The 24231-nt window shown below is 68.5% G+C and carries 20 protein-coding genes; 17 read left to right on the forward strand and 3 right to left on the reverse strand.

Going from position 1 to position 24231, the window contains the following annotated elements; genetic code table 11:
* The first annotated feature begins 38 nt into the window (after window positions 1–38).
* The 4 genes from KF887_09240 to KF887_09255 all read left to right on the forward strand — a co-directional run bounded on the left by KF887_09240 (window position 39) and on the right by KF887_09255 (window position 4230).
* On the forward strand, window positions 39–1046 hold the full coding sequence (locus tag KF887_09240) for an ABC transporter ATP-binding protein (protein ID QYK43255.1): 1008 nt from the start codon (window positions 39–41) through the stop codon (window positions 1044–1046).
* A gap of 83 nt (window positions 1047–1129) precedes the next feature.
* Complete coding sequence (locus tag KF887_09245) at window positions 1130–1978, forward strand: ABC transporter permease (GenBank protein QYK43503.1); 849 nt, start codon at window positions 1130–1132, stop codon at window positions 1976–1978.
* On the forward strand, window positions 1968–2774 hold the full coding sequence (locus KF887_09250; protein ID QYK43256.1) for an ABC transporter permease: 807 nt from the start codon (window positions 1968–1970) through the stop codon (window positions 2772–2774). The genes KF887_09245 and KF887_09250 overlap by 11 nt, the downstream gene beginning before the upstream one ends.
* Window positions 2775–2808: 34 nt before the next feature.
* Window positions 2809–4230 (forward strand): gamma-aminobutyraldehyde dehydrogenase, encoded by a 1422-nt coding sequence (locus KF887_09255; GenBank protein QYK43504.1) that lies wholly within the window; start codon window positions 2809–2811, stop codon window positions 4228–4230.
* 33 nt (window positions 4231–4263) lie between these two features.
* Here KF887_09255 and KF887_09260 read toward each other — a convergent pair whose 3' ends face one another.
* Window positions 4264–5589, reverse strand: a complete 1326-nt coding sequence (locus KF887_09260) for a UDP-glucose/GDP-mannose dehydrogenase family protein (protein ID QYK43257.1) — start codon at window positions 5587–5589, stop codon at window positions 4264–4266.
* Window positions 5590–5706: 117 nt separating this feature from the next.
* Window positions 5707–6624, reverse strand: a complete 918-nt coding sequence (locus KF887_09265) for a LysR family transcriptional regulator (GenBank protein QYK43258.1) — start codon at window positions 6622–6624, stop codon at window positions 5707–5709.
* A 179-nt stretch (window positions 6625–6803) separates the two neighbouring features.
* Here KF887_09265 and katG point away from each other — a divergent pair, with 179 nt between their 5' ends.
* The 7 genes from katG to KF887_09300 all read left to right on the forward strand — a co-directional run bounded on the left by katG (window position 6804) and on the right by KF887_09300 (window position 17129).
* Complete coding sequence (gene katG, locus KF887_09270; GenBank protein ID QYK43259.1) at window positions 6804–9005, forward strand: catalase/peroxidase HPI; 2202 nt, start codon at window positions 6804–6806, stop codon at window positions 9003–9005.
* A 259-nt stretch (window positions 9006–9264) separates the two neighbouring features.
* Window positions 9265–10287, forward strand: coding sequence for an ABC transporter substrate-binding protein (locus KF887_09275; protein QYK43260.1), 1023 nt, complete (start codon window positions 9265–9267; stop codon window positions 10285–10287).
* Window positions 10287–12476, forward strand: a complete 2190-nt coding sequence (locus KF887_09280) for an iron ABC transporter permease (GenBank protein QYK43505.1) — start codon at window positions 10287–10289, stop codon at window positions 12474–12476. The genes KF887_09275 and KF887_09280 overlap by 1 nt, the downstream gene beginning before the upstream one ends.
* A 37-nt stretch (window positions 12477–12513) precedes the next feature.
* A complete protein-coding gene (locus KF887_09285; GenBank protein QYK43506.1) occupies window positions 12514–13539 on the forward strand; it encodes an ABC transporter ATP-binding protein in 1026 nt (341 codons plus the stop codon).
* A 641-nt stretch (window positions 13540–14180) separates the two neighbouring features.
* Complete coding sequence (gene dusA / locus KF887_09290; GenBank protein QYK43261.1) at window positions 14181–15158, forward strand: tRNA dihydrouridine(20/20a) synthase DusA; 978 nt, start codon at window positions 14181–14183, stop codon at window positions 15156–15158.
* Between the two features lie 189 nt (window positions 15159–15347).
* On the forward strand, window positions 15348–16166 hold the full coding sequence (locus KF887_09295; GenBank protein ID QYK43262.1) for a sulfite exporter TauE/SafE family protein: 819 nt from the start codon (window positions 15348–15350) through the stop codon (window positions 16164–16166).
* A 51-nt stretch (window positions 16167–16217) separates the two neighbouring features.
* Window positions 16218–17129 (forward strand): endonuclease, encoded by a 912-nt coding sequence (locus tag KF887_09300; protein QYK43263.1) that lies wholly within the window; start codon window positions 16218–16220, stop codon window positions 17127–17129.
* 36 nt (window positions 17130–17165) lie between these two features.
* Here KF887_09300 and KF887_09305 read toward each other — a convergent pair whose 3' ends face one another.
* Window positions 17166–17852, reverse strand: coding sequence for an aquaporin (locus KF887_09305; protein ID QYK43507.1), 687 nt, complete (start codon window positions 17850–17852; stop codon window positions 17166–17168).
* A gap of 113 nt (window positions 17853–17965) precedes the next feature.
* Between KF887_09305 and lipA the strand changes: the two genes are divergently transcribed.
* From lipA to scpB, 6 genes are all read left to right on the forward strand, one after another.
* Window positions 17966–18916, forward strand: coding sequence for a lipoyl synthase (gene lipA / locus KF887_09310; GenBank protein QYK43264.1), 951 nt, complete (start codon window positions 17966–17968; stop codon window positions 18914–18916).
* A gap of 73 nt (window positions 18917–18989) precedes the next feature.
* A complete protein-coding gene (locus KF887_09315; GenBank protein ID QYK43265.1) occupies window positions 18990–20723 on the forward strand; it encodes an arginine--tRNA ligase in 1734 nt (577 codons plus the stop codon).
* Between the two features lie 90 nt (window positions 20724–20813).
* Window positions 20814–21806 carry an SPOR domain-containing protein gene (locus KF887_09320; GenBank protein ID QYK43266.1) on the forward strand — a complete coding sequence of 331 codons (993 nt, stop codon included), beginning with the start codon at window positions 20814–20816 and terminating at the stop codon, window positions 21804–21806.
* The gene (locus KF887_09325; protein QYK43267.1) at window positions 21803–22813 is read left to right on the forward strand and encodes a glycoside hydrolase family 3 protein; all 1011 of its coding nucleotides are present in this window, start codon (window positions 21803–21805) and stop codon (window positions 22811–22813) included. Before KF887_09320 ends, KF887_09325 begins: the two co-directional genes overlap by 4 nt.
* Complete coding sequence (locus KF887_09330) at window positions 22803–23588, forward strand: segregation/condensation protein A (protein QYK43268.1); 786 nt, start codon at window positions 22803–22805, stop codon at window positions 23586–23588. Before KF887_09325 ends, KF887_09330 begins: the two co-directional genes overlap by 11 nt.
* Window positions 23585–24229: an SMC-Scp complex subunit ScpB gene (scpB, locus tag KF887_09335; GenBank protein ID QYK43269.1), complete on the forward strand. Its 645-nt coding sequence runs from the start codon at window positions 23585–23587 to the stop codon at window positions 24227–24229. Before KF887_09330 ends, scpB begins: the two co-directional genes overlap by 4 nt.
* Window positions 24230–24231 lie beyond the last annotated feature (2 nt).

The raw sequence follows: 24231 nt of genomic DNA on the forward strand, positions 1-24231 counted from the left end.
GGGCACGGGCGTCGGGGCCAGAACGCCGCAGGCCTCCGATGACCGAAGCCGTCGAATTCCGCAACGTATCGCGCCATTTCGGCCCCGTCCGGGCGGTGGACGGGGTGGACCTGACCATCGCCGAGGGGTCGTTCTTTGCCATGCTGGGCCCGTCGGGTTCGGGCAAGACGACCTGCCTGCGGCTGATCTCGGGCTTCGAGGCGCCGACCGGCGGAGATATCCGCATCTTCGGGCAGGATGTCAGCCGGGTGCCGCCCAACCGGCGGAACGTGAACACCGTGTTCCAGGACTATGCGCTGTTCCCGCACATGAACGTGCGGGACAACGTGGCCTACGGGCTGATGGTCAAGGGCGTGGCGCGCGCGACCCGGCACGCCCGGGCCGAGGAGATGCTGGCGCTGGTCAAGCTGGCGGGCTACGGCGACCGCAAGCCCGCGCAACTGTCCGGCGGGCAGCGGCAGCGCGTGGCGCTGGCCCGTGCCCTGGTGAACGAGCCGCGCGTGCTGCTGCTGGACGAGCCGCTTGGCGCGCTGGATCTGAAGCTGCGCGAGGCGATGCAGGACGAGCTGAAGGCGCTGCAGCAGCGGCTGGGCATCACCTTTGTCTTTGTCACGCACGACCAGCACGAGGCGCTGAGCATGGCCGACCGGCTGGCGGTGTTCAGCGAAGGGCGGATCGCGCAGGTGGGCACGCCCGACGAGGTCTATGCCCGCCCCGCCACGCGGTTCGTGGCGGATTTCGTGGGCTCGTCGAACGTGCTGCCGCCCGCGCTGACGCTGCTGCTGGGTGGCGGTCCCGCGTGGTCGAGCCTGCGGCCCGAGGCGCTGCGGCTGGTGGCGCCGGACGGGGCGGCGATGGCGGGGACGGTGGTTGCCGCGCGCTATCTGGGCGCCGGGACGCGGGTGGCGCTGCGGCTGGACGGGCCGGAGGAGGCGCCCGAGGTGGCCGTGTTCGTGCCGGCGGGCGGGGCGGTGCCGGCGCCGGGCGCGCGGGCCGGTCTGGCCTTCGACCGCGCCGCGCTGCATGTGATGGAGGGGGGCGCGTGACCGGCCCGGTGCTGGCGGAACGGGGGGCGGGCGACCGGCTGACCGCGCTGTTCTGGCGGCGCCCCAACCTGCTGCTGCTGCTGATGCTGGCGCCGCCGCTGGTCTGGCTGGGGCTGGTCTATCTGGGATCGCTGGCGGCGCTGCTGGTGCAGAGCTTCTATTCGATCGACGAATTCTCGGGCCTGGTGGTGCCCGAGTTCACGCTCAAGACCTATGCCGAACTGTTCAGGGCGCAGAACCTCGACATCATCCTGCGGACGCTGGCCATGGCGGTCTCGGTGACGCTGGGCTGCGCGGTGATCGCCTTTCCCATCGCCTACTATGCCGCGCGCCACGCGCGGGGCGGGTGGAAGGCCGCGTTCTACCTGGGGGTGATGCTGCCGCTGTGGTCGTCCTATCTGGTCAAGGTCTATGCCTGGAAGCTGATCCTGGCCAAGGAGGGGATCATCGGCTGGGCGGCGGGCGCCACCGGCACCACGCCGATCCTCGACGCGGTGCTGGGCCTGCCCTGGATCGGGGGCAATTCGCTGTCGACCAGCTTCCTCGGCACCTGGATCGTGTTCGTCTATGTCTGGCTGCCCTACATGATCCTGCCGATGCAGGCGGCGCTGGAACGGGTGCCGGTGTCGATGCTCGAGGCGTCGAGCGACCTTGGCGCCACGCGGTCGCAGACCTTCCGCACGGTGATCCTGCCGCTGGCGCTGCCGGGGGTGATCGCGGGGTCCATCTTCACCTTCTCGCTGACGATGGGGGATTACATCATCCCGCAGATCGTCGGCACCTCGGCGCGGTTCATCGGGCAGACGGTCTATCAGTTGCAGGGCACGGCCGGGAACCTGCCGCTGGCGGCCGCCTTTGCGGTGGTGCCGATCGTGATCATGCTGGTGTATCTGGCGCTGGCGCGGCGGGCGGGGGCGTTCGATGCGCTCTGACCGGGCACCGCTGGGGCTGGCGATCGCGGCGGGGGCGGGGCTGCTGTTCCTGCACCTGCCGATCCTGCTGATCTTTCTCTACGCCTTCACCACGGACGAGCGCACCTATGCCTTTCCGCCGCCGGGGCTGACGACGCAATGGTTCGGCGTCGCCTGGAACCGCGCCGACATCTGGCCGCCGCTGTACCTGTCGCTGCGGGTGGCGGCGATTTCCACGGCGCTGGCCATGGTGCTGGGCACGCTGGTGGCGGGTGCGATGGCCCGCACGCGGTTCTTCGGGCGCGACCAGATCTCGTTGCTGATCATCCTGCCGATCGCGCTGCCCGGGGTGATCACCGGCATGTCGCTGCGGTCGGCCTTCGCGATCATGGATATCCCGTTCAGCACCTGGACCATCGTGCTGGGCCACGCGACCTTCTGCATCGTGATCGTCTACAACAACGCGGTGGCACGGCTGCGCCGGCTGTCGGGCGGGATCATGGAGGCCAGCGCCGACCTGGGGGCCAATGCGTTCCAGACCTTCCGCCACGTGCTGCTGCCGAACCTGGGGTCGGCGCTGCTGGCGGGGGGAATGCTGGCCTTCGCGCTGTCCTTCGACGAGGTGATCGTGACCACCTTCACGGCGGGGCAGCAATCGACCCTGCCGATCTGGATGCTGAACGAACTGGTGCGGCCGCGGCAGCGGCCGGTGACGAATGTCGTGGCGATCGTGGTCTTTGCCGTGACCTTCGTGCCGATCCTGCTGGCCTATTACCTGACGCGCGGCGGGTCGGATACCGCCGGCGGGGGCAAGTGAACGCAATGCGAGGGGAGGACGCGCGATGACCGCCATGGACCTTGAACTGCTGATCGGAAAGGATTTCGAGACCGGGCAGGATGCGCCCGAGCCGGTTCTGAACCCGCGCACCGGTGATCTGATCGTCGAGGTGCCGGAAGCCTCGGGCGGGCAGGTGGATCGGGCCGTGGCGGCGGCGCGGGCGGCCTTTCCGGCCTGGTCGCGCACCACACCGGGCGAGCGCGCGACGGCCCTGCTGCGCATCGCGGACCGGATCGAGGCCGAGGCCGCCGGATTTGCGGCGCTGGAGGCGCTGAACTGCGGCAAGCCGATCAACGCGGCCACCAACGATGAAATCCCCGCCGTCGTCGATTGCTTCCGGTTCTTTGCCGGGGCCGTGCGCACGATGCACGGCCAGGTGGGGGGCGAATACCTGCCGGGACATACCAGCATGATCCGCCGCGATGCGGTGGGCGTGGTCGCCAGCATCGCGCCCTGGAACTATCCGCTGATGATGATGGCCTGGAAGATCGCGCCCGCCATCGCCGGGGGCAACACGGTGGTGTTCAAGCCGTCCGAGCAGACCCCCTTCACCGCGCTGAAACTGGCCCGCGTGCTGGCCGAGGTCCTGCCCGAGGGGGTGGTGAACGTGGTCACGGGCCGGGGGCATACGGTGGGCCAGGCGCTGATCGCGCATCCGGGCATCGACATGATCAGCCTGACCGGCGACGTGGCGACAGGCAGGAAGATCCTCGATGCGGCGGCGCGCGGGGTGAAGCGCACCCATCTGGAACTGGGCGGCAAGGCGCCGGTCGTCGTGTTCGACGATGCCGACGTGGGTGCCGTGGTCGAGGGGCTGCGCGCCTTCGGCTATTACAACGCCGGGCAGGACTGCACGGCGGCCTGCCGCATCTATGCGGGCAAGGGCATCTATGACCGGCTGGTGGCGGACCTGACGGCGGCGGTCTCGACCATCGCGCTGGCCGACGATGACGATACGGTCAACGAGATCGGCCCGCTGATCAGCCTGCGGCAGCGCGACCGGGTCGCAAGCTTTGTGGAGCGCGCACGCGAACTGCCGCATATCGAGATCACCACGGGCGGGATGCGGATGGACAGCGGGTTCTACTATCGCCCCACGGTGATCGCCGGGGCGCGGCAGGAGGACGAGATCGTGCGGCGCGAGGTGTTCGGGCCGGTGGTGTCGGTCACGCCCTTTGCCGATGTCGAACAGGCGGTGGACTGGGCCAATGACAGCGACTACGGCCTTGCCAGTTCGGTCTGGACACGGGACGTGGGCCGCGCGATGGCGACGGCGGCGCGCCTGCGCTATGGCTGCACCTGGGTGAACACGCATTTCATGCTGGTCAACGAGATGCCGCATGGCGGGCTGAAGCAGTCTGGCTATGGCAAGGACATGTCCTCCTACGCGCTGGAGGATTATACCGTCGTCCGGCACGTGATGGTGAAGCACTGAACCGCCGGATGCCCGGGCGGCGGTTCGGGGCCGTCAGGCGGCGGGAGCCGCCTGCGGGCGCCCGACGCCTTCATAGTGGACGAAGCCCGCGTCGCGCGCGTCCTGCGGGTCATAGACGTTGCGCAGGTCGACCATCCGGGCGGTCGACATCGACGCGGCCAGCCTGCGCAGGTCGAGCGCGCGGAATTCGTTCCACTCGGTCAGGATGATCAGCGCCTCGGCCCCGGCGGCGGCGGCGTAGGGATCGTCGATCCATTCGACGCCCGGCAGCAGTGCGACGCCCTCGCGCCGGCCCTGCGGGTCGACCACGCCGACCTTCGCGCCCGCGCCGACAAGGGCGGGAACGATGGTCAGCGACGGCGCGTCGCGCATGTCGTCGGTGTTCGGCTTGAAGGTGACGCCCAGCACCGCCAGCCGCTTGCCATTGACCGAGCCGCCGCAGGCGTCGACGATCTTTTCGGTCATGCGGGCCTTCACCCCCTCGTTGACACGGATCACCGTCTCGGTGATCTGCATGGGCACCGCGTGCTCCTGCCCGATGCGGGCCAGCGCCTTGGTATCCTTGGGGAAACACGAACCGCCATAGCCCGGCCCGGCATGCAGGAACTTGTTTCCGATGCGGCCGTCGAGGCCGATGCCCTTGGCCACCGACTTGACATCGGCGCCGACCCGTTCGCACAGCGCGGCGATTTCGTTGATGAAGCTGATCTTGGTGGCCAGAAAGGCGTTGGCTGCGTACTTGATGACCTCGGCGCTTTCGAAATCGGTGAACACGATCGGGAAGTCGCGCAGGAACAGCGGGCGATAGATGTCGGACATCACGGCGCGGGCGCGGGCGCTGTCGATGCCGATGATCACGCGGTCGGGGCGCATGAAATCGTCGATGGCCGCGCCCTCGCGCAGGAATTCGGGGTTCGAGGCGATGTCGAAGCTGGCCTGCGGATTGGCGGCGCGGATCGCCTCGGCGACCTTGCGGTTGGTGCCGACCGGGACGGTGGATTTCGTGACGATCACGGCATAGCCGGTCAGCGCCCGGGCGATCTCGGCGGCCGCGGCCATCACATAGGTCAGGTCGGCATGGGCGTCGCCGCGACGGGTCGGTGTGCCGACGGCGATGAACACCGCATCGGCGCCGGCCACGGCCTCGGCCAGATCGGTCGTGAAGGCCAGGCGTCCGGCAGTCGCATTGCGGGCCAGAAGCAGGTCAAGCCCGGGCTCGTAGATCGGGATCTCGCCGCGCTTCAGGCGGTCGATCTTGGCAGCGTCGCGGTCCACGCAGATGACCTCGTGCCCGAAGTCCGAGAAGCAGACGCCCGAGACGAGCCCCACATAACCCGTGCCGATCATGGCGATGCGCATTGCCTGCCTACCTCTGCCCTGGCGAACTGGCGCCATCTGGTCGGCAAAGCGCGCCGCGCCGTCAACCGGGAAACCGCAGATCGGCCCGGCCCGCGTCGCGCCGGGGCCACAGGGGGGTCAGGACCCGGACGGGGAGGCTGCGCGCAGGCCGACCGCAGATTCGCGCACGACGTCGGCGATGCGGGCCATCTGCGCGGCGAGCGGCGTGGTGCGGCGCCAGACCATGCCGATCGTGCGGGTCGGGCGCGGATCGCCGAAGCGGGCGACCGAGACGGGGGCGGACCGGGTTTCGACCGCGACCGCCATGTCGGGGATCAGCGTGACGCCGATGCCCGCGCCGACCATCTGGACCAGCGTGGACAGCGAACTGCCGTCAAGGATCTCGCGCGGCGGTCCCGGCGTGAGGTTGCAGAAGGACAGCGCCTGATCGCGGAAGCAATGGCCTTCCTCGAGCAGCAGAAGCCGCATCTCGCGCAGCGTCTCGCGGCTGGGCACGGGCCGGGCCGCATCGGCCGCAGGACGCACCAGCACGAACTCCTCGGCGAACAGCGCGACCTCGGTCAGCGAGGGCTCCGATACCGGAAGCGCGACGATGGCGGTGTCGAGCCGCCCCTCGGCCAGTTCCTGCAACAGCCGCGGCGTCACCGTTTCGCGCAGATGGATGTCGAGCCCGGCAAAGCTGCGTGTCAGGTTTCCCATGATCGTGGGCAGAAGGTAGGGCGCGACGGTCGGGATCACGCCGATGCGCAGTTGGCCCGCCAGCCGGTCGCGGGCCGCGCGGGCAAGATCGGCCAGTTCGTCGACCGACCGCAGGATGTCGCGGGCGCGCGGCGCGAAAGCCTCGCCGAAAGGGGTGAGCGTGACCTGCCGCGCGCCGCGTTCGAAAAGCGCGGTGCCGAGCGATTGCTCAAGTTCCTTGATCTGCATCGACAGGGCGGGCTGCGAGATCGCGCAGGTTTCGGCGGCGCGGCCGAAATGGCCGTGGCGGGCAACGGATTCAAAGTAGCGCAACTGTTTCAGTGTCGGGCTTCTCATCAGTATTAGTTATCGCATCAATCAGGAGATTCAACTTAAACTAATCGTGCGAGTTTGCTAGACCATCCTCCATGGCGACGGGATGCCGAGCCGCTGCGGACGCCGCCCTGCGTGGCGCCCGCCGGGCATCGCGGCCGTTGCGACCCCGGGTATCGAACCAGCCACGATCGGAGCAAGACATGGACGGAAATGACGCGGGCAAGTGCCCGGTGATGCACGGCACGGCAAAGCAGGCGACGTTTGCGGCGCGGTCCAACCGCGATTGGTGGCCGAACCAGCTCAACCTGCGAATCCTGCACCAGAATTCGTCCCTGTCCGACCCCATGGGGCAGGCGTTCAGCTATCCGGAGGCGTTCGCGAAGCTGGACTATCAGGCGCTGAAGCGTGACCTGCACGCGCTGATGACCGACAGTCAGGACTGGTGGCCCGCCGACTGGGGCCACTATGGCCCGCTGTTCATCCGGATGGCATGGCATTCGGCCGGCACCTACCGCACGGGCGACGGGCGGGGGGGCGCTTCGTCGGGCACGCAGCGCTTTGCACCGCTGAACAGCTGGCCGGACAACGCGAACCTCGACAAGGCGCGGCGCCTGCTTTGGCCGATCAAGCAGAAGTACGGCAACGCAATTTCCTGGGCCGACCTGATGATCCTGACCGGGAACGTCGCGCTGGAATCCATGGGGTTCAAGACCTTCGGCTTCGGCGGCGGCCGCGCCGACGTGTGGGAGCCCGAGGAGGACATCTACTGGGGCGCCGAGGACACCTGGCTGGGCGATGCCCGCTACAAGGGCGAGCGGGAACTGGAAAACCCGCTGGCCGCGGTGCAGATGGGCCTGATCTACGTCAATCCCGAAGGTCCCAACGGCAAACCCGATCCGGTCGCGTCGGGCCGCGACATCCGCGAGACCTTTGCGCGCATGGCGATGGACGACGAGGAAACCGTGGCGCTGGCGGCCGGGGGGCACACCTTCGGCAAGTGCCATGGCGCCGGGGACGCGGCGCTTGTGGGGCGGGAGCCGGAAGGTGCCGGGATCACGGCGCAGGGCCTTGGCTGGCTGTCGAGCTATGGCAGCGGCAAGGCGGGCGACGCCATCACCAGCGGGATCGAGGGCGCCTGGACGCCGAATCCGATCCGCTGGGACATGGGCTATTTCGACATGCTGCTGGGCCATGACTGGGAACTGGTGAAGAGCCCCGCCGGCGCGTGGCAGTGGCTGGCGAAGGACGTGGCGCCCGAGCACATGGTGCCGGACGCGCATGATCCCTCGAAGATGCATCGTCCGATGATGACGACGGCCGACATGGCGATGAAGATGGACCCGATCTATGGCCCCATCTCGAAGCGGTTCCACGAGAACCCCGACCAGTTCGCCGATGCCTTCGCCAGGGCCTGGTTCAAGCTGACGCATCGCGACATGGGCCCGAAGGTGCGGTATCTGGGCCCCGAGGTGCCGGCCGAAGACCTGATCTGGCAGGATCCGGTGCCGGCCGTGGATCATCCGCTGGTCGATGCGATCGATGTCGCGGCGCTGAAGGTCATGATCCTTGATTCGGGCCTGTCGGTGGCCGATCTCGTATCGGTCGCCTGGGCCTCGGCCTCGACCTTCCGGGGATCGGACAAGCGGGGCGGCGCGAACGGCGCGCGCATCCGGCTGGCCCCGCAGAAGGACTGGGCGGTGAACGAACCTGACCGTCTTGCCCGCGTGCTGGCGGTGCTGGAGGGGATCAAGGCCCGCTTCGATGCGGCGCAGGCCGGCGGCAAGAAGATATCGCTCGCCGATCTGATCGTGCTGGGCGGTGCGGCGGCCGTCGAGGCGGCGGCAAAGGCCGCAGGCCATGCGGTGACCGTGCCCTTCGCCCCGGGACGCACCGACGCGACGCAGGCGCAGACCGACGTCGAGAGCTTCGCGGCGCTCGAACCCGAGGCGGACGGGTTCCGCAACTGGCAGCGCGCCGAGTTTGCGGTGACGGCCGAGGAGATGCTGGTCGACCGGGCGCAACTGCTGACGCTGACCGCGCCCGAGATGACGGTGCTGGTGGGCGGCTTGCGGGTGCTCGGCGCGAACGCGGGCGGTGCGAAGCATGGTGTGTTCACGTCGCGCGAGGGTGTGCTGACGAACGATTTCTTCGTCAACCTGCTGGACATGCGGACGGTATGGAGCGCCGTGTCGGAGGCCGAGACGCTGTTCGAGGGCCGCGACCGCGCGACCGGCACGGTGAAGTGGACGGGCACGCGGGTGGACCTTGTGTTCGGGTCGAACTCGCAACTGCGCGCGCTGGCCGAGGTCTATGGCCAGGCCGACAACGGCGGCAAGTTCGTGCGCGACTTTGTTGCGGCCTGGACCAAGGTGATGAACGCCGACAGGTTCGATCTGGCCTGACCGCAGGTCGCTGGCAGGGGCGCGGGCGGGCAACCGCCCGCGCCCTTGCCATGTCCGCATGCCGAGAATGTCGCAGCGCGGTTTCATCAAATCGTTACATTCCCTGTCCAGCGGCAGCTCGAACCCCGGGAATCGCGGCCCGGCGGCAGGAGATGGGCGCATTCCTTGATCCGGGCTTGACGAATTGCCTGCAGACGTTTCACCGTCCTGTCACAAGCGGCCCCTAAGTGCCGCGACAGCAACCTGATGGGAGAGAGTCATGGAACGTCGCACAATGCTGCTGGCCGGGTCCACCGCGCTGGGCCTTCTTGCCGCAACCGGCGCGCAGGCGCAGTCGAACGAACTGGTGCTTTACTGCTCGGTGCAGGAGGAATGGTGCCGGGTGATGTCGGAGGCGTTCACCCGCGAGACCGGCGTCAATGTGCTGATGACCCGCAAGTCGAGCGGCGAGACCTATGCGCAGATCAAGGCCGAGGAAGGCCAGCCCCGCGGCGACGTGTGGTGGGGTGGCACCGGCGATCCGCATCTGCAGGCGGCGCAGGAAGGGCTGACCGAGGAATACCGCTCGCCCATGCTGGCCGACCTGCAACCCTGGGCGCTGTCCCAGGCCGAGACGGCCGGCTATCGCACGGTGGGCATCTATGCGGGCGGGCTTGGATTTGGCTACAACTCGGAGCTTGTGACCGAGAACCCCCCGGCCTGCTGGGCCGATCTGATCGACGCGCGGTTCAAGGATGACGTGCAGGTGGCGAACCCGAATTCGTCGGGTACGGCCTACACGATGCTGGCCACCTTCGTTCAGTTGATGGGCGAGGACGAAGCCTTTGCCTTCATGGCCAAGCTTCACCAGAATGTCAGCCAATACACCCAGTCGGGATCGGCACCGATCCGTGCTGCGGCGACCGGCGAAACGGCGGTCGGCATCGTGTTCATGCATGACGCGGTGACCCAGGCGGTTGACGGCGCCCCCATCGTGACCGTCGCCCCCTGCGAGGGCACGGGCTATGAGGTCGGCTCGATGTCGCTGATCAAGGGCGGTCCGAACCCGGACAACGCGAAGAAATGGTATGACTGGGCGCTGTCGGCGGCCGCGCAGGAACTGGGCGCCACTGCCAAGAGCTTCCAGGTGCCCTCGAACAAGAACGCGGCCACCCCGCCGGAGGCGCCGAAACTGGCCGACATCAAGCTGATCGACTACGACTTCGCAAAGTTCGGGTCGAGCGACGAACGCACCCGGCTGCTGGCCCGGTCGGATGCCGAGATCGGTTCGCTGCCGAAGTGATCGCGGGCTATTCCAGCAACACAGGGCGAGCCGGGGTGATCTGGCTCGTCCTTCTGGTGGCTGGCGTCGGTCTGCTGCCCTGGTTCAAGGGGGCGGGGCTGGCGTCCGTGCCTCTTGCGTCGGCACTGGCCGAAGGGCTGGCGGGCCGGGCGTGGCTTTTGCCGCTGGTCGCGGTGACGGCGGCGCTTTGCGGCCTGGCGGCGGCGGGGCGTCACTGGTCGCGCGGTCCGGCAGCGATGCCGCTGGTGGTGGCGGGGCTTGCGCTGCTGGTGCTGCAGGGCTTTGCGGTGGGGCTGCGCGGCCCGGCGGTTCCGGGGATCGAGGTGCTGTTCCCGGCCGCACTGCAGGGCCAGCCCGGGCTGGGGCCGGGGGGATTTCTTGCGGCAATCGCGCTGCTTGGCCTGCTGGCCGAGGTTCTGGCGGTGCGCGGCTTCTGCCGGGGAGAGCGGTTTCCTGCGGGCGCGGTGGTCTTTGTCGTGGCGCTGCTGTCGGCCTTCGTGCTGTTTCCCATCGTCAAGCTGGGTGCTGCGGCCTTTATGGACGATGAGGGCCGCCTTTCGTTCGGGCCATTCCTCGCGCGGCTTGCGGCGCCGGACCTGTGGGGGCTGTCCTGCTTTACCGGATCGGGCCTGCGCTGCGGGGTGGTGGTGAACACCGTCGTTCTGGGGGTGCTGGCCGCGTTCTTTTCCACACTGCTGGGCCTGGCGCTTGCGATGCTGGTGGCGCGCACCGATGTGCGGTTCAAGCGCGCGCTGCGGGCGATCTCGATCCTGCCGATCATCACGCCGCCCTTCGTCGTGGGCGTCGCGATCATCGTGCTGTTCGGGCGCACGGGCGTCCTGACACAGTTCGGCGCCGAGGTGTTCGACGTGCGTCCGACCCGGTGGGTCTATGGTCTGCCGGGCATCCTGATGGCGCAGGTTCTGGCCTTCGCGCCGGTGACATTCCTGGTGCTCCTGGGCACGATCGAAGCGATCAATCCAACGCTGGAGGAAGCGTCGAAGACGCTGGGCGCGCGGTCTTTTGCCACCTTCCGCACGGTCACATGGCCGCTGCTGCGGCCCGGTCTGGCGGCGGCGTTCCTGCTGGCCTTCATCGAAAGCCTTGCGGATTTCGGGAACCCCATCGTGCTGGGCGGCGGCTATGACGTGCTGTCCACCAAGATCTATTTCGCCGTCGTGGGCGCCCGCTATGACCTGTCGAATGCCGCTACGCTGGCCATGGTGCTGCTGGCGCTGACCATGATCGCGTTCTGGCTGCAGATGCGCTGGCTGGGCCGCAAGAGCTATGTGACGGTGACCGGCAAGTCCGATGCGGGCCTTGCCGCGCCGCTGCCGCGCCCGGTGAAGATTGCCGTCGTGGCCGTGATCGTGCCCTGGGTCCTGTTCACGATCGGCGTCTATGCCATCGTGATCGGCGGCGGGTTCGTCAAGGACGTGGCGCGGATGGACCTGTCACCCACCATCGCCCATCTGTGGACGGCATTCTCTTTCGAGATCGGTGCCGAGGGGCTGCGGCTTTACGGGTCGGCCTGGAACTCGATGATCACCACGCTGTGGGTGTCGGGCGTGGCGGCCCCGCTGACCACCATCGTCGGCATCCTGGCGGCCTGGCTGATCGCGCGGCAGGATTTCGCGGGCAAGCGCGCCTTCGAATTCGGTACCATGCTGTCATTCGCGATTCCCGGCACCGTGGTGGGCGTTTCCTATGTTGCGGCCTTCAATGTGCCGCCGGTCGACATCACGGGCACCATGGCGATCCTTGTCATCTGCTTTGTCTTCCGCAACATGCCGGTGGGCATGCGGGCAGGCATGGCCGCGCTGGCGCAGATCGACCGCAGCATGGAGGAGGCGAGCCAGACGATGGGGGCGGGCGGCTTTGCCACGCTGCGCCGCGTGGTTCTGCCGCTGGTCCGGCCTGCTGTCTTTACCGCGCTGGTCTATTCGTTCGTGACCGCGATGACGGCGGTGTCGGCCGTGATCTTTCTGGTCACGGCGCGGCACAACATGGCAACGGCCTACATCATGGGGCGCGTGGAGAATGGCGAATACGCGCTGGCGATCGCCTATTCCGCCGTGCTGATGATCGTGATGGTCCTGTGCGTCGTGGCGATCCAGGCGCTGGTCGGCCGTCGACAGTTGGGCCGACGGCAGGAATTGCAGGGCAGCATCGCCCAGCCTGCGGAATGAAGGATCGATGATGCCCGACACAGCACAACCCGATGCGATGACCGCCCCCGAAGCCGCCCCCGCGATCGAGTTCCGCAAGGTCATCAAGCGGTATGGCACCGCGACGGCGGTGGATGGCATCAGCTTTGCCATCCGCAAGGGGGAACTGGTCACCTTTCTGGGGCCGTCGGGCTGCGGCAAGACCACCTCGCTGCGGCTGATCGCGGGGCTGGAACTGCCGAGCGAGGGGCAGGTGATCATCGCCGGACGCGACGTCAGCCGCGACCCGGCATCGGAACGCAACGTCGGGATGGTGTTCCAGTCCTATGCGCTGTTCCCGCACATGACCGTGCTGGACAACGTGTCCTACAGCCCCGTGATCCGCGGCCTGCCCAAGGCCGCGGCGCGTGACAAGGCACGGGCGATCCTGGACCAGATCGGCCTGTCGGGGCTGCATGACCGCCTGCCATCCGAGCTTTCGGGCGGGCAGCAGCAGCGCGTGGCGGTGGCGCGCGCCATCGTGCAGCAGCCGGATGTCCTGCTGTTCGACGAGCCCCTGTCGAATGTGGATGCCAAGCTGCGGCGGCGCGTGCGCGCCGAGATTCGGGCGCTGCAACGCCGGTTCGGGCTGACCGCCGTCTATGTGACGCACGACCAGGAGGAGGCGCTGGCCGTCTCGGACCGGATCGTGGTGATGGAAAAGGGCCGGATCGCCCAGATCGGAACCCCGCGCGAGTTGTACGACCAGCCTGCGAATGCCTTCGTGGCCGATTTCATCGGGGATGCGAACCTGCTGCGCGGCGAAGTCACGGCCGGGGTGTTCGTGGCCGGAGACCTGCGGTTCCCGGTGCCGGGGGCGGATGGTGCCGCCACGGTGTCGATCCGGCCCGAACGTATCAGGCTCGGCCCCGGCGGGACGTCGCGCGTCGTGTCGGCGACCTATCTGGGCAGCCGCACCGAATACCTTCTGGCCACAGGGGCGGGTGAGCTTCTGGTTTCGCGCCCGATCGCGGAACCCGTGCTGGCCGAGGGCGCGGAGGCCTCGTTGCTGATCGACCATGCCGATCTGACGCGGGTGTCCTGACCACAAGCCGCGGTTCCCCCCCCGGAGTCAGGTCGGCAGCACGGGACAGAACCGGTGCGATCGGTGTCTTCGTCAAGCCCCGCCTGCGACGGCGCGGTGGGCCGGACCTTGCGGCAGGGATGCGCGCCGGCGATGATCCGAAATGCGCCGCCATGCTGCCCTTGACCGCCGGAAGCCGGTTCTTCCCGGCGCTTTCACGATGAGGTGCCGGCGGCGCCATCGCGGGGATGCAGGGTGGTCGGGGCGTTGTATCCGATCGCGCGTGAGGGGCGCCGCCCCGGACCGCGTCGGGGTGGTTTCCCTCCGGCGCATATTTCGGCTATGGGAAGGTCAACCAGGTCACCGAAGGCGTGCAGGCGGGCGAGGGATGATCGGTCGGGCGGAAGCGCCGGATCGACCAGGGTCTTGGCCTGGCGCGCCCGTTTCCGGGCGTCGCCACGGCGTGAGGGGCGTCGCGCTCGCGCAGCGGCCCTTCCGTCTGACCTGGACCCGGCAAGCACCGGAGGGAAGCCTGGTGATCGAGGCCATTTTCGTGTGCGCCATGTGTGCAGTGAGACGTCGGAACGGGGGACAATCGGGGCTGGCAGGGCGTAGTCTGGCGTGGACATCACGCGTGCCAACGGATTGAAGATACAAGAAAAATGAAAGAAAATCAATCACATAGACTATCCGTCGCGCCCATGATGGACTGGACGGACCGGCATTGCCGGGCCTTCCACCGCTGCATGACCCGGCGCGCGATGCTTTACACCGAGATGGTCACCGCGCCCGCCGTCATTCACGGCCCGCGCGCGCGGTTGCTGGGCTTCGCGCAGGCGGAACACCCCGTCGCGCTGCAACTCGGCGGATCGGATCCCGACGAGCTGGCGCAGGCGGTGCGGATTGCGCGGGACTGGGGGTATGACGAGATCAACCTCAACGTCGGGTGCCCCTCCGATCGGGTGCAGTCCGGCTGCTTCGGGGCGGTGCTCATGGAGCGGCCCGCGCTCGTGGCCGAATGCGTGGCAGCCATGATCGCGGAAAGCCCGGTGCCCGTCACGGTGAAATGCAGGATCGGGGTTGATGACCAGGTTCCGGAACGTGCCTTGCCCGACTTCATCCACCACGTCTCGGCGGCCGGGGTGGGGCATTTCGTGATCCATGCGCGCAAGGCCTGGCTGCAAGGCCTGTCACCCAAGGAGAACCGCGAGATTCCGCCCCTCGACCATGCGCTGGTGTTCCGAATGAAGCGGGAGTTCCCGCAGCTGACGATCTGCCTCAACGGCGGGGTGACCAGCCTTGCGCAGGCCCGCGACCTGCTGGCGCAGGGCATCGACGGCGTGATGATCGGGCGTGCGGCCTATCACGATCCCGCCTCGGTCCTGATCGGGGCCGATGCGCTCTGGGGTGAGGACCATGCCCCCGATCCCTTTGACGTGGCACGAAGGATGCGGTCCTACATCACCGACCACATGGCGAACGGCGGGCGGTTGCATCAGGTGACGCGGCACATGCTGGGGCTCTTTTCCGGTCGCCCGGGCGCACGAGGTTGGCGGCGGATGCTGTCGGAGGGGGCCGCGCGCGGCGGGATCGAGGTGTATGACGCGGCCCTGGGGCAGGTCGTGCAGGCTGCGGCCTGACGTCCGCGCAGCCATGTCCAGGCCACCGGAGCCGGGGGGCCGCGTGCATCCCTTGCCTGTCCCGTCCTGCCGTCATGCGCCGCCGCCCGTGCCGTCCGGCACGGCGCCAATGGAAACGCCCGCGTCCCGGCCACTTCCCCCCACCTGCGTGCCGCGCTAGACGGGTACGAAAGCCGTGAAAGCCCCGCCATGCCCGCACTAGCCGAACTTCTGCCCATGCTGGCTTTCCTGCTTGTCATCGGCGGCGCGGCGGGGGTCATCGCCGGGCTGCTGGGTGTCGGGGGGGGCATCGTTCTGGTGCCGGCCTTCCTGTTCGCCTTTTCCCATCTCGGCTACGATGGGCCGGGACTGATGCAGGTCTGCCTTGGCACCTCTCTGGCAACGATCGTGTTCTCGTCCCTCCGCTCGGTGCGTCTGCATGATGCGCGGGGTGCGGTCGACCGTGGCCTGCTGCGTCAGATATCGCCCGCCGTTGTGCTGGGCGCGGTGCTCGGAACGGCAACCGCGATGGAGCTTCGGACCGAGACCCTGCAGGCGGTGTTCGGTGTCCTGGCGATGATCGCCGGGCTGTATCTCGCGTTTGGTCGGGCGCAGTGGCGACTTGCGGCGGCGATGCCCAGTGGAGCGCGGCTCTACGGCTATGGCGGCGCCCTGGGCTATGTTGCGGTTCTGATGGGCATCGGAGGCGGCACATTCGGCGTGCCGCTGATGACCCTGCACGGCATGGCGATCCATCGCGCCATCGGCACGGCGGCGGGGCTGGGCCTGGTCATCGCGGTGCCCGCTGTCGCGGGGTTCCTGTTCGTGTCGGTGGCGCAACCGCCGCCGATGACCGTGGGCGCGGTGAACATTCCGGCCTTCCTGGCGGTGATCGGAACCACGATGATCACCACGCCCTGGGGCGCGCGGCTGGCACATCGCATGGACGCGGGGCGGCTGAAGCGCATATTCGCGGTGTTCATTCTGATCGTCGCGGTCAACATGCTGCGCAAGTCGATGGGGTGGTAGGCGGTCCGTCGGCATGATGCCGAGCCCGCCTTGACTCGAGGGGAGGCGGCGATGCGCCGGATCGCGAAGGGCATGCTCCTGGTGCTGGCGGCGCTGGCGCTGGTCGCCTGCGGGCTGCATGTGGCGCAATCGGGCAACCCGGCCCTGCCGCCGCGTCCGGACGGCGCGCTGCGCGTCGCGACGCTGAACGTCCACTATATCCTGGCAAACCGTGCCACGGGTGCGTGGTCACTGGCAGACTGGGACCGGCGCAGGGAACCGCTCGACCTGGCGTTCAAGGCAACCGGTGCCGACATCGTCGCATTTCAGGAAATGGAAAGCTTTCGGGGCGGGGACGAGGACAGCGACAACATTGCCCGCGCCTGGCTGCTGGCGCGGAACTCGGGCTATGCGGCGGCGGCGATCGGTGACTGGCGGGTCTTTCCTTCGACCCAGCCGATCTTCTACCGGCGCGACCGCCTGCGCCTGATGGACCAGGGCTGGTTCTTCTTTTCGACGACGCCCGATGTGATCTACTCCCGCACCTTCAACGGATCATGGCCCGCCTTCGCATCATGGGCCGATTTCCTGCCGCTGGATGGAGGGCGCCGCATCCGCGTCGTCAATGTGCATTTCGAGCACCGCAGCCGGTCGAACCGGCATCTCTCTGCGGCACTGGTCGCCGAAAGGCTCGCCCCGATGCTGACGGCGGGCGAACCGGTGATCCTGGCAGGCGACCTGAACGATATTGCCGGAACCCGGACCCTGGCCATCCTGCAGGATGCGGGGTTTTCCTTCCTGCCGGTGCAGGGCGCCACATTTCACCTGAACGGGGGTCTGAACCTGTTGCCCGCGATCGATCACATTGCGCTCGCCGGGCCGCTGCGGGCGGCGGGTGCGCCCACAGTGCTGCGGCAGAGGTTCGGCGGCGAATGGCCCAGCGACCACTATCCTGTGGTGGCCGATGTGACGCTGCCGGAATGAAAGGGGCGCCGGCCTTGGCGCCCCTTCCCGCGATGATCAGTCCCCGGCCCGGGTTAAGCCGGACCTGTAGGCAATGCCAGCCAGTGCACCCCCGGCGAGTGGCGCCGCAATGAAGACCCACAGGTCGCCCAGTGCCTTGCCGCCCACAAGAACCGCCGGGCCGAAGGATCGGGCCGGGTTCACCGACACGCCGGTCACGTTGATCCCGACCAGGTGGATCGCCGCCAGGGTCAGCCCGATGGCCAGCCCGGCCATGGCGCCCGGGGCACCCGATGCGGTGGCGCCGAGGATCACGGTGACGAAGATGAACGTCATCACCAGTTCGAACAGCAGTGCCGCACCGAGCGAGTACTCGCCAAGATACCCGGCGCCAAAGCCGTTCTGCCCCAGGCCATTTGTCGCCAGCGAATAGTCTGCCTTGCCGCTTGCGATGGTCAGCAGGACTGCCGCGCCGACCAGAGCCCCCGCACATTGCGCGGCCGCATAGCCAGCGAACTCGCTGATGTTCATGCGTCCCGCTGCCACCATGCCCAGCGATACGGCGGGGTTCAGATGCGCCCCGGAGATCGCGCCCAGGCCGTAGGCCGCCGCTACGATGGCCAGGCCGAAGGCCAGCGCGATGCCCATCATTCCGATCTGCGCGCCCATCAGCACCGCCGACCCGCAGCCGAAAAGCACAAGGATCAATGTCCCAAGCCCTTCGGCGATCAGTTTCTTCGTCATGGTTCCCTCGTTCATGTTGCGGGCCTTTCCGGCCCGTTGCGGCGTGGCGTCCGGTTGCCCCTGCCGTGGAATGAGCCTATGACCGCAAAAGCCATGTGTCAGGGGGAATTTCCTTGCGCGATCTCAAGCTGCCCGAAGGCCGTCACCCCGAAAAGGCGCATCGTCCCGATCAGGCCCAGCCCAGGAAGCCGTCCTGGATCCGGGTCAAGGCGCCGACCTCCGACGGCTACAAGGCCACGCGCGACATCATCCGCGATCAGAAGCTCGTCACCGTCTGCGAAGAGGCAGGTTGCCCCAACGTCGGCGAATGCTGGAGCCAGGGCCACGCCACCATGATGATCATGGGCGAGATCTGCACCCGGGGCTGCACCTTCTGCAACGTGGCGACCGGTCGGCCGCAGACGCTCGATGCGTTCGAGCCGGGCCGCGTTGCGCATGCCGTGGCACAGCTTGGCCTGAACCATGTGGTCGTCACGTCTGTGGACCGCGATGATCTGGCGGACGGTGGGGCGGAGCATTTCGCCCAGACGATCCGTGCCATACGCCACCGTGCGCCCGGCACGACGATCGAGGTTCTGACCCCGGACTTCCTCAAATGCGGGCCCTCGGCGCTCGAAACCGTGGTTGCGGCGCGCCCGGACGTGTTCAACCACAACCTGGAAACCGTCCCCGGGCTTTACCCCGAGGTGCGGCCCGGAGCCCGTTACTTCCATTCGCTGCGGCTGTTGCAGCGGGTCAAGGAGCTTGATCCCGCCATGTTCACCAAATCGGGGATCATGGTGGGCCTGGGCGAGGACCGGCAGGCGGTGCTGCAGGTGATGGACGACATGCGCGCGGCGGACGTCGATTTCCTGACCATCGGCCAGTACCTGCAACCGACGCCCAAGCATCATCGGATCGACCGGTTCGTCACGCCGGACGAATTCGCCTCCTACGAACAGGCGGCACGCGGCAAGGGTTTTCTGATGGTATCTGCGACGCCGCTCACCCGGTCGTCCTATCACGCGGGTGATGATTTCGCGGCCATGCGCGCCGCCCGCGAGGCCCGGCTGGGCCGGGGCTGACCCGGGGCAACCCGCCCGCCATTGACCCCGCGCCGGGCCTCTGGCAATGCCGGGGGCAACAGGGGACGCGATCATGAACCTTTTCAGTGAAATCCGTGCGCTCGTGCTGGCCGAGGTGGCGGCCATGCAGTCGGCGGGCGAACTGCCGCAGGGCCTGGACATTGCCGCGATCACGGTCGAACCGCCGCGGGACGCAGGGCACGGCGACATGGCAACCAATGCGGCCATGGTGCTGGCCAAACCCGCCGGACTGCCGCCGCGCCAGATCGCCGAAGGGCTGGCGGCGGGGCTGGCAGCGGACCCGCGCATCCTTGCGGCCGATGTGGCAGGGCCGGGTTTCCTGAATCTGCGGCTGAGGCCCGAGGTGTGGCAGGGCCACGTCGCCGCCGTGCTGGCGGCGGGGCCGGATTTCGGGCGGTCCGCTATTGGCGGCGGCGCGCGGGTCAACGTCGAATTCGTCAGCGCGAACCCCACCGGGCCGATGCACGTCGGCCATGTGCGCGGCGCGGTTGTCGGCGATGCGCTGGCGCGCCTTCTGGCATTCGCCGGATGGAACGTCACCCGCGAATACTACATCAACGACGGCGGCGCACAGGTCGACGTTCTGGCGCGTTCGGCCTACGAACGCTACCGCGAGGCGCACGGCCTGTCCCCGGACATCCGCGAGGGCCTCTATCCCGGCGATTACCTGATCCCCGTGGGCGAGGCGCTGAAGGCAAGGTACGGCGACAGCCTGCTCGACAAGGGCGAGCAGTTCTGGCTGGCCGAGGTGCGCGACTTCGCGACCGGGATGATGATGGCCATGATCCGCGAGGATCTGGCGGCGCTGGGTGTCACGATGGACGTCTATTCCAGCGAGAAGGCGCTTTACGGCACCGGCAAGATCGAGGCGGCGCTGGCGCGGCTGCGCGAACAGGGGCTGATCTACGAGGGCGTTCTGGAACCGCCCAAGGGCAAGACGCCCGAGGATTGGGAGCCCCGCGAACAGACGCTGTTCCGGTCGACCGCGCATGGCGACGATGTGGATCGTCCGGTCAAGAAATCCGACGGTGGCTGGACCTATTTTGCGCCCGACATCGCCTACCACTACGACAAGGTCGAGCGCGGCTTCGATGCGCTGATCGACATCTTCGGCGCCGATCACAGCGGCTACGTGAAGCGGATGAAGGCGGCGGTCGCGGCATTGTCGGCGGGGCGCGTGCCACTGGACATCAAGCTGATCCAGCTGGTGAAGCTGTGGAAGGGCGGGGCGCCGTTCAAGATGTCCAAGCGCGCCGGAACGTTCGTCACGCTGCGCGACGTGGTGGAGGAGGTCGGCGCCGACGTCACCCGCTTCATCATGCTGACCCGCAAGAATGACGTCGCGCTGGATTTCGACTTCGACAAGGTGCTGGAACAGTCCAAGGACAACCCCGTCTTCTATGTCCAGTATGCCCATGCGCGCATCCGGTCGGTCGAACGGCGCGCGGCCGAGGCGGGGATCGGCCCGGATACGGCCTTCGATGCCACGCTTCTGTCGCATCCTTCGGAACTGGCACTGATCGCGAAGCTTGCCGAATGGCCGCGTCTGGTCGAGATCGCGGCCAGGGGGAACGAGCCGCATCGCGTGGCCTTCTACCTTTATGAACTGGCCTCCGACCTGCACGCCCACTGGAACCGCGGCAACGACGAACCCGCGCTGCGCTTCGTGCAGGAGGGCGATCCGGCCACAACGGCGGCGAAAATCGCCCTTGCCCGCGCCGTGGCGGTTGTGATCCGCGCTGGCCTTGCTATCCTTGGCGTCCAACCGGTGGAGGAAATGCGCTGAGGCAAGGCGCCTGCCGGGAACGGGCACAGTAGAACGAGTTTCGGGGGGATGCGGGAAAACCCGCACCGATCCGGGGCCGAGAGGCAGAGCATGGCAGAAGTTGACTTCGATCGGTTCGAAGCGGATTCGCCCTTGGGCGTTTCCCACGGCGTGATGGCGCGGACAGTCAGTCTGGTGGCGGCGGGGCTTTCGGTGGCGCTGGTGCTGGGACTGGGCGCATGGGGCTACAAGCTTGCGGTGCGCGACGTGTCGGGTGTGCCGGTGGTGCGCGCGATGGAGGGGCCGATGCGCGTGGCCCCCGAAGCCCCCGGAGGCGAGATCGCCGCCCACATGGGCCTTGCCGTGAACGAGGTCGCAGCCGCCGGCGCGGCGACGGGCCCGGCCGACCGGCTGGTCCTTGCCCCCGCACCCGTCGATCTGGCCGACGAGGATCTGGCCGGCACGCTGGCCGCGCTGGCGGCGCCGGTGTCGGGCCGGGCCGAGGGTGCGGTCGCGCTGGAACTGCCACCAATGCCCGCCGCGCCGTCCGCCCCAGTCACGCAGGAGGATGCCATCGCCGCCGCCCTGGCCGAAGCACTGGGGCAGGACGCGGACGCTGTGGCGCGGCTGTCGGACACCGCGACAGCCTTGTCCGGGTCGCTCGACGGTTCGGGCCAGGTGGCCGAGCCGGTGCTGCGCCTTGGCCCCGGGATGCCGCGCGGCGCCGTCGCCTCGGCCGTGCGCCCAAGGCCCCGTCCGGGCAGCCAGGCCGAACCGGCGGCGCGTGCCAATGTCGAACCGACGGCACTGGCCGCCGCACCGGCGGCCGAGGTCGACGCCGCCAGCCTTTCGCCCGGAATGCGTCTGGTTCAGCTTGGCGCCTTCGAAACGGCCGATCTCGCGCGTGCCGAATGGGACCGCGTGGCGATCCGTTTCGGCGATCTCATGGCAGGCAAGGCGCGCGTGGTGCAGGAGGCGCAGTCGGGCGGCCGGGCGTTCTGGCGCCTGCGCGCGCAGGGTTTCGAGTCCGAGGCCGACGCGCGCCGGTTCTGTGCCGTCCTGCTTGCCGAACAGACAGCCTGTATCCCGGTTACCCTGCGGTGATGTCTGCGGGCGCCACGATACTGGGCTGTGCCGGGCGCGACCTTTCGGCGGATGAGGCGGCGTTCTTCCGCGAGGCTGATCCCTGGGGCTTCATCCTGTTCGCCCGCAACGTCGAAAGCCCGGCGCAGCTGCGCCGCCTGACAGGCGACCTGCGCGATGCGGTCGGGCGGAATGCGGTCGTGATGACCGATCAGGAAGGCGGCCGCGTGCAGCGGTTGCGTGCCCCGCACTGGCGCGAATGGTCGCCCCCCCTGACGCTGGCTGCGGCGGCGGGGCCGCAGGCGCCGCGCGCCTTCTGGCTGCGGTCGCGCCTGATCGCGCATGAACTGCGCGCCTGCGGCATCGACGCCAATGCCTCGCCCTGCCTCGATCTGGCACGCCCGGAAACGCATCCCTTCCTGCTGAACCGCTGCCTCGGGTCCGACCCCGCCACCGTCGCCGCGATCGGCCGTGCCGTGGCCGAGGCGCATCTGTCCGGCGGCGTGCTGCCCGTGGCCAAGCACATGCCGGGCCATGGGCGCGGCACCGCCGACAGCCACCACCACCTGCCCGAGACCGGCGCGGCGCTGCCGGAACTGGAAGCGACGGATTTCGCGCCGTTCGCCGCGCTTGCCGACCTGCCGATGGCAATGACCGCGCATCTGGTGTTCCGCAGCATCGACAGCGCCCCTGCCACGACCTCGCCCGCGCTGATCGCGCTGATCCGCCACCGGATCGGTTTCGGCGGGCTACTGATGACCGACGATCTGTCGATGCACGCGCTGTCGGGTGATGTGGGCAGCCGGGCCGCTGCCGCCCTCGCGGCAGGCTGCGACATCGCGCTGCACTGCAACGGCAAGCGCCCCGAGATGGAACGCGTCGCCGAAGCCGCCGGACGCCTGTCGGCGGTGGCGGCTGATCGTGCGGCCCGCGCCATTGCGGCACGGCAGTTGCCCGACCCCGTTGACATCCCCGCGCTCGAGGCCGAACTTCGGGGCCTTGCTGGCGGGGTGGCCCTTGGCGGATGACTGGGACAGCACCGAACCCGTGACGACCGCCGACCGGCTGGCGGCCGAGTCGCTGATTGTCGACGTGGATGGGTTCGAGGGTCCGCTCGACCTGCTTCTGACGCTGTCGCGGACGCAGAAGGTGGACCTGCGCCGGATATCGGTGCTGAACCTGGCGGAACAGTATCTGGCCTTCGTGGACCGTGCGCGCAGCCTGCGCATCGAGCTGGCGGCGGATTACCTGGTCATGGCCGCCTGGCTTGCCTATCTGAAATCGCGCCTGCTGCTGCCCCCGGACCCCGAGGAGGAAGGCCCCTCGGCCGAGGATCTGGCCGCGCACCTGGCCTTTCAGCTTGCACGGCTGGAAGCGATGCGCGACGCGGCCGCCCGGCTGATGGCGCGCGACCGGCTGGGGCGGGACCGCTTTGTCCGTGGCCTGCCCGAGGATGTCGTGCGGCTGCGGAAGGTGCATTTCGGCGCAACGCTGATGGACCTGATGCGCGCCTATGCCCGCATCCGCACCAAGGACGAGTTCCGCCCCTACGCCATGGAGCGCGACCATGTCTTCACCATGGAGCAGGCGCTTGACCGGCTGCGTGGCCTGATCGGTCACGCTGCACAGTGGTCGGATCTTGCCTCGTTCCTGCCCGAAGGTTGGGGCGGGCATCCGATGCGGCGGCGATCGGCCACGGCGGCGCATTTCGCGGCGATCCTCGAACTGGCCAAGCGCGGGCATGTCGACCTGCGGCAGGCCGATACCTTTGCCCCCCTGATGATCCGGCGGCGCGAGACATGACCGAGGCGCCCGAACCCGGCCTGTTCGCAGCCCCGCCCCTGGCCGAGCAGGAGCGGATGATCGAGGCGATGCTCTTTGCCTCGGCCGAACCCGTGACGCTGGCGGATCTTGCCGCGCGGATGCCACATGGCTGCGATCCGGCCGAGGCGATGGTGCTGCTGCGCCGCCGGTACGAGGGCAGGGGGGTCAACCTGGTGCGCGTGGGCGATGCCTGGGCCTTCCGCACGGCCGCCGATCTGGGCTTCCTGATGCAGAAGGACGTGGTCGAGCACCGCAAGCTGTCGCGGGCGGCAATCGAGACGCTGGCGATCGTGGCCTATCATCAGCCCGTGACCCGCGCCGAGATCGAGGAAATCCGCGGGGTGGCGGTCAGCCGGGGCACCATCGACCAGTTGCTTGAAATGGACTGGATCCGCTTCGGCCGCCGCCGCATGTCCCCGGGGCGCCCGGTCACCTTCGTGGTCACCGAGGCGTTCCTCGATCACTTCGGCCTGGAGACCGCGCGCGATCTGCCTGGGCTGAAGGACCTGCGCGCGGCGGGCCTGCTTGACAGTCGCCCGCTTCCGTCCGGCATGGGCGGATCGGGCGAGGACGACGATGACGCCGGGACCACCGGCCAGAGCGAGATGTTCGAGGAGTAGGG

The organism is Paracoccaceae bacterium (assembly GCA_019454225.1).
Classification (GTDB): domain Bacteria; phylum Pseudomonadota; class Alphaproteobacteria; order Rhodobacterales; family Rhodobacteraceae.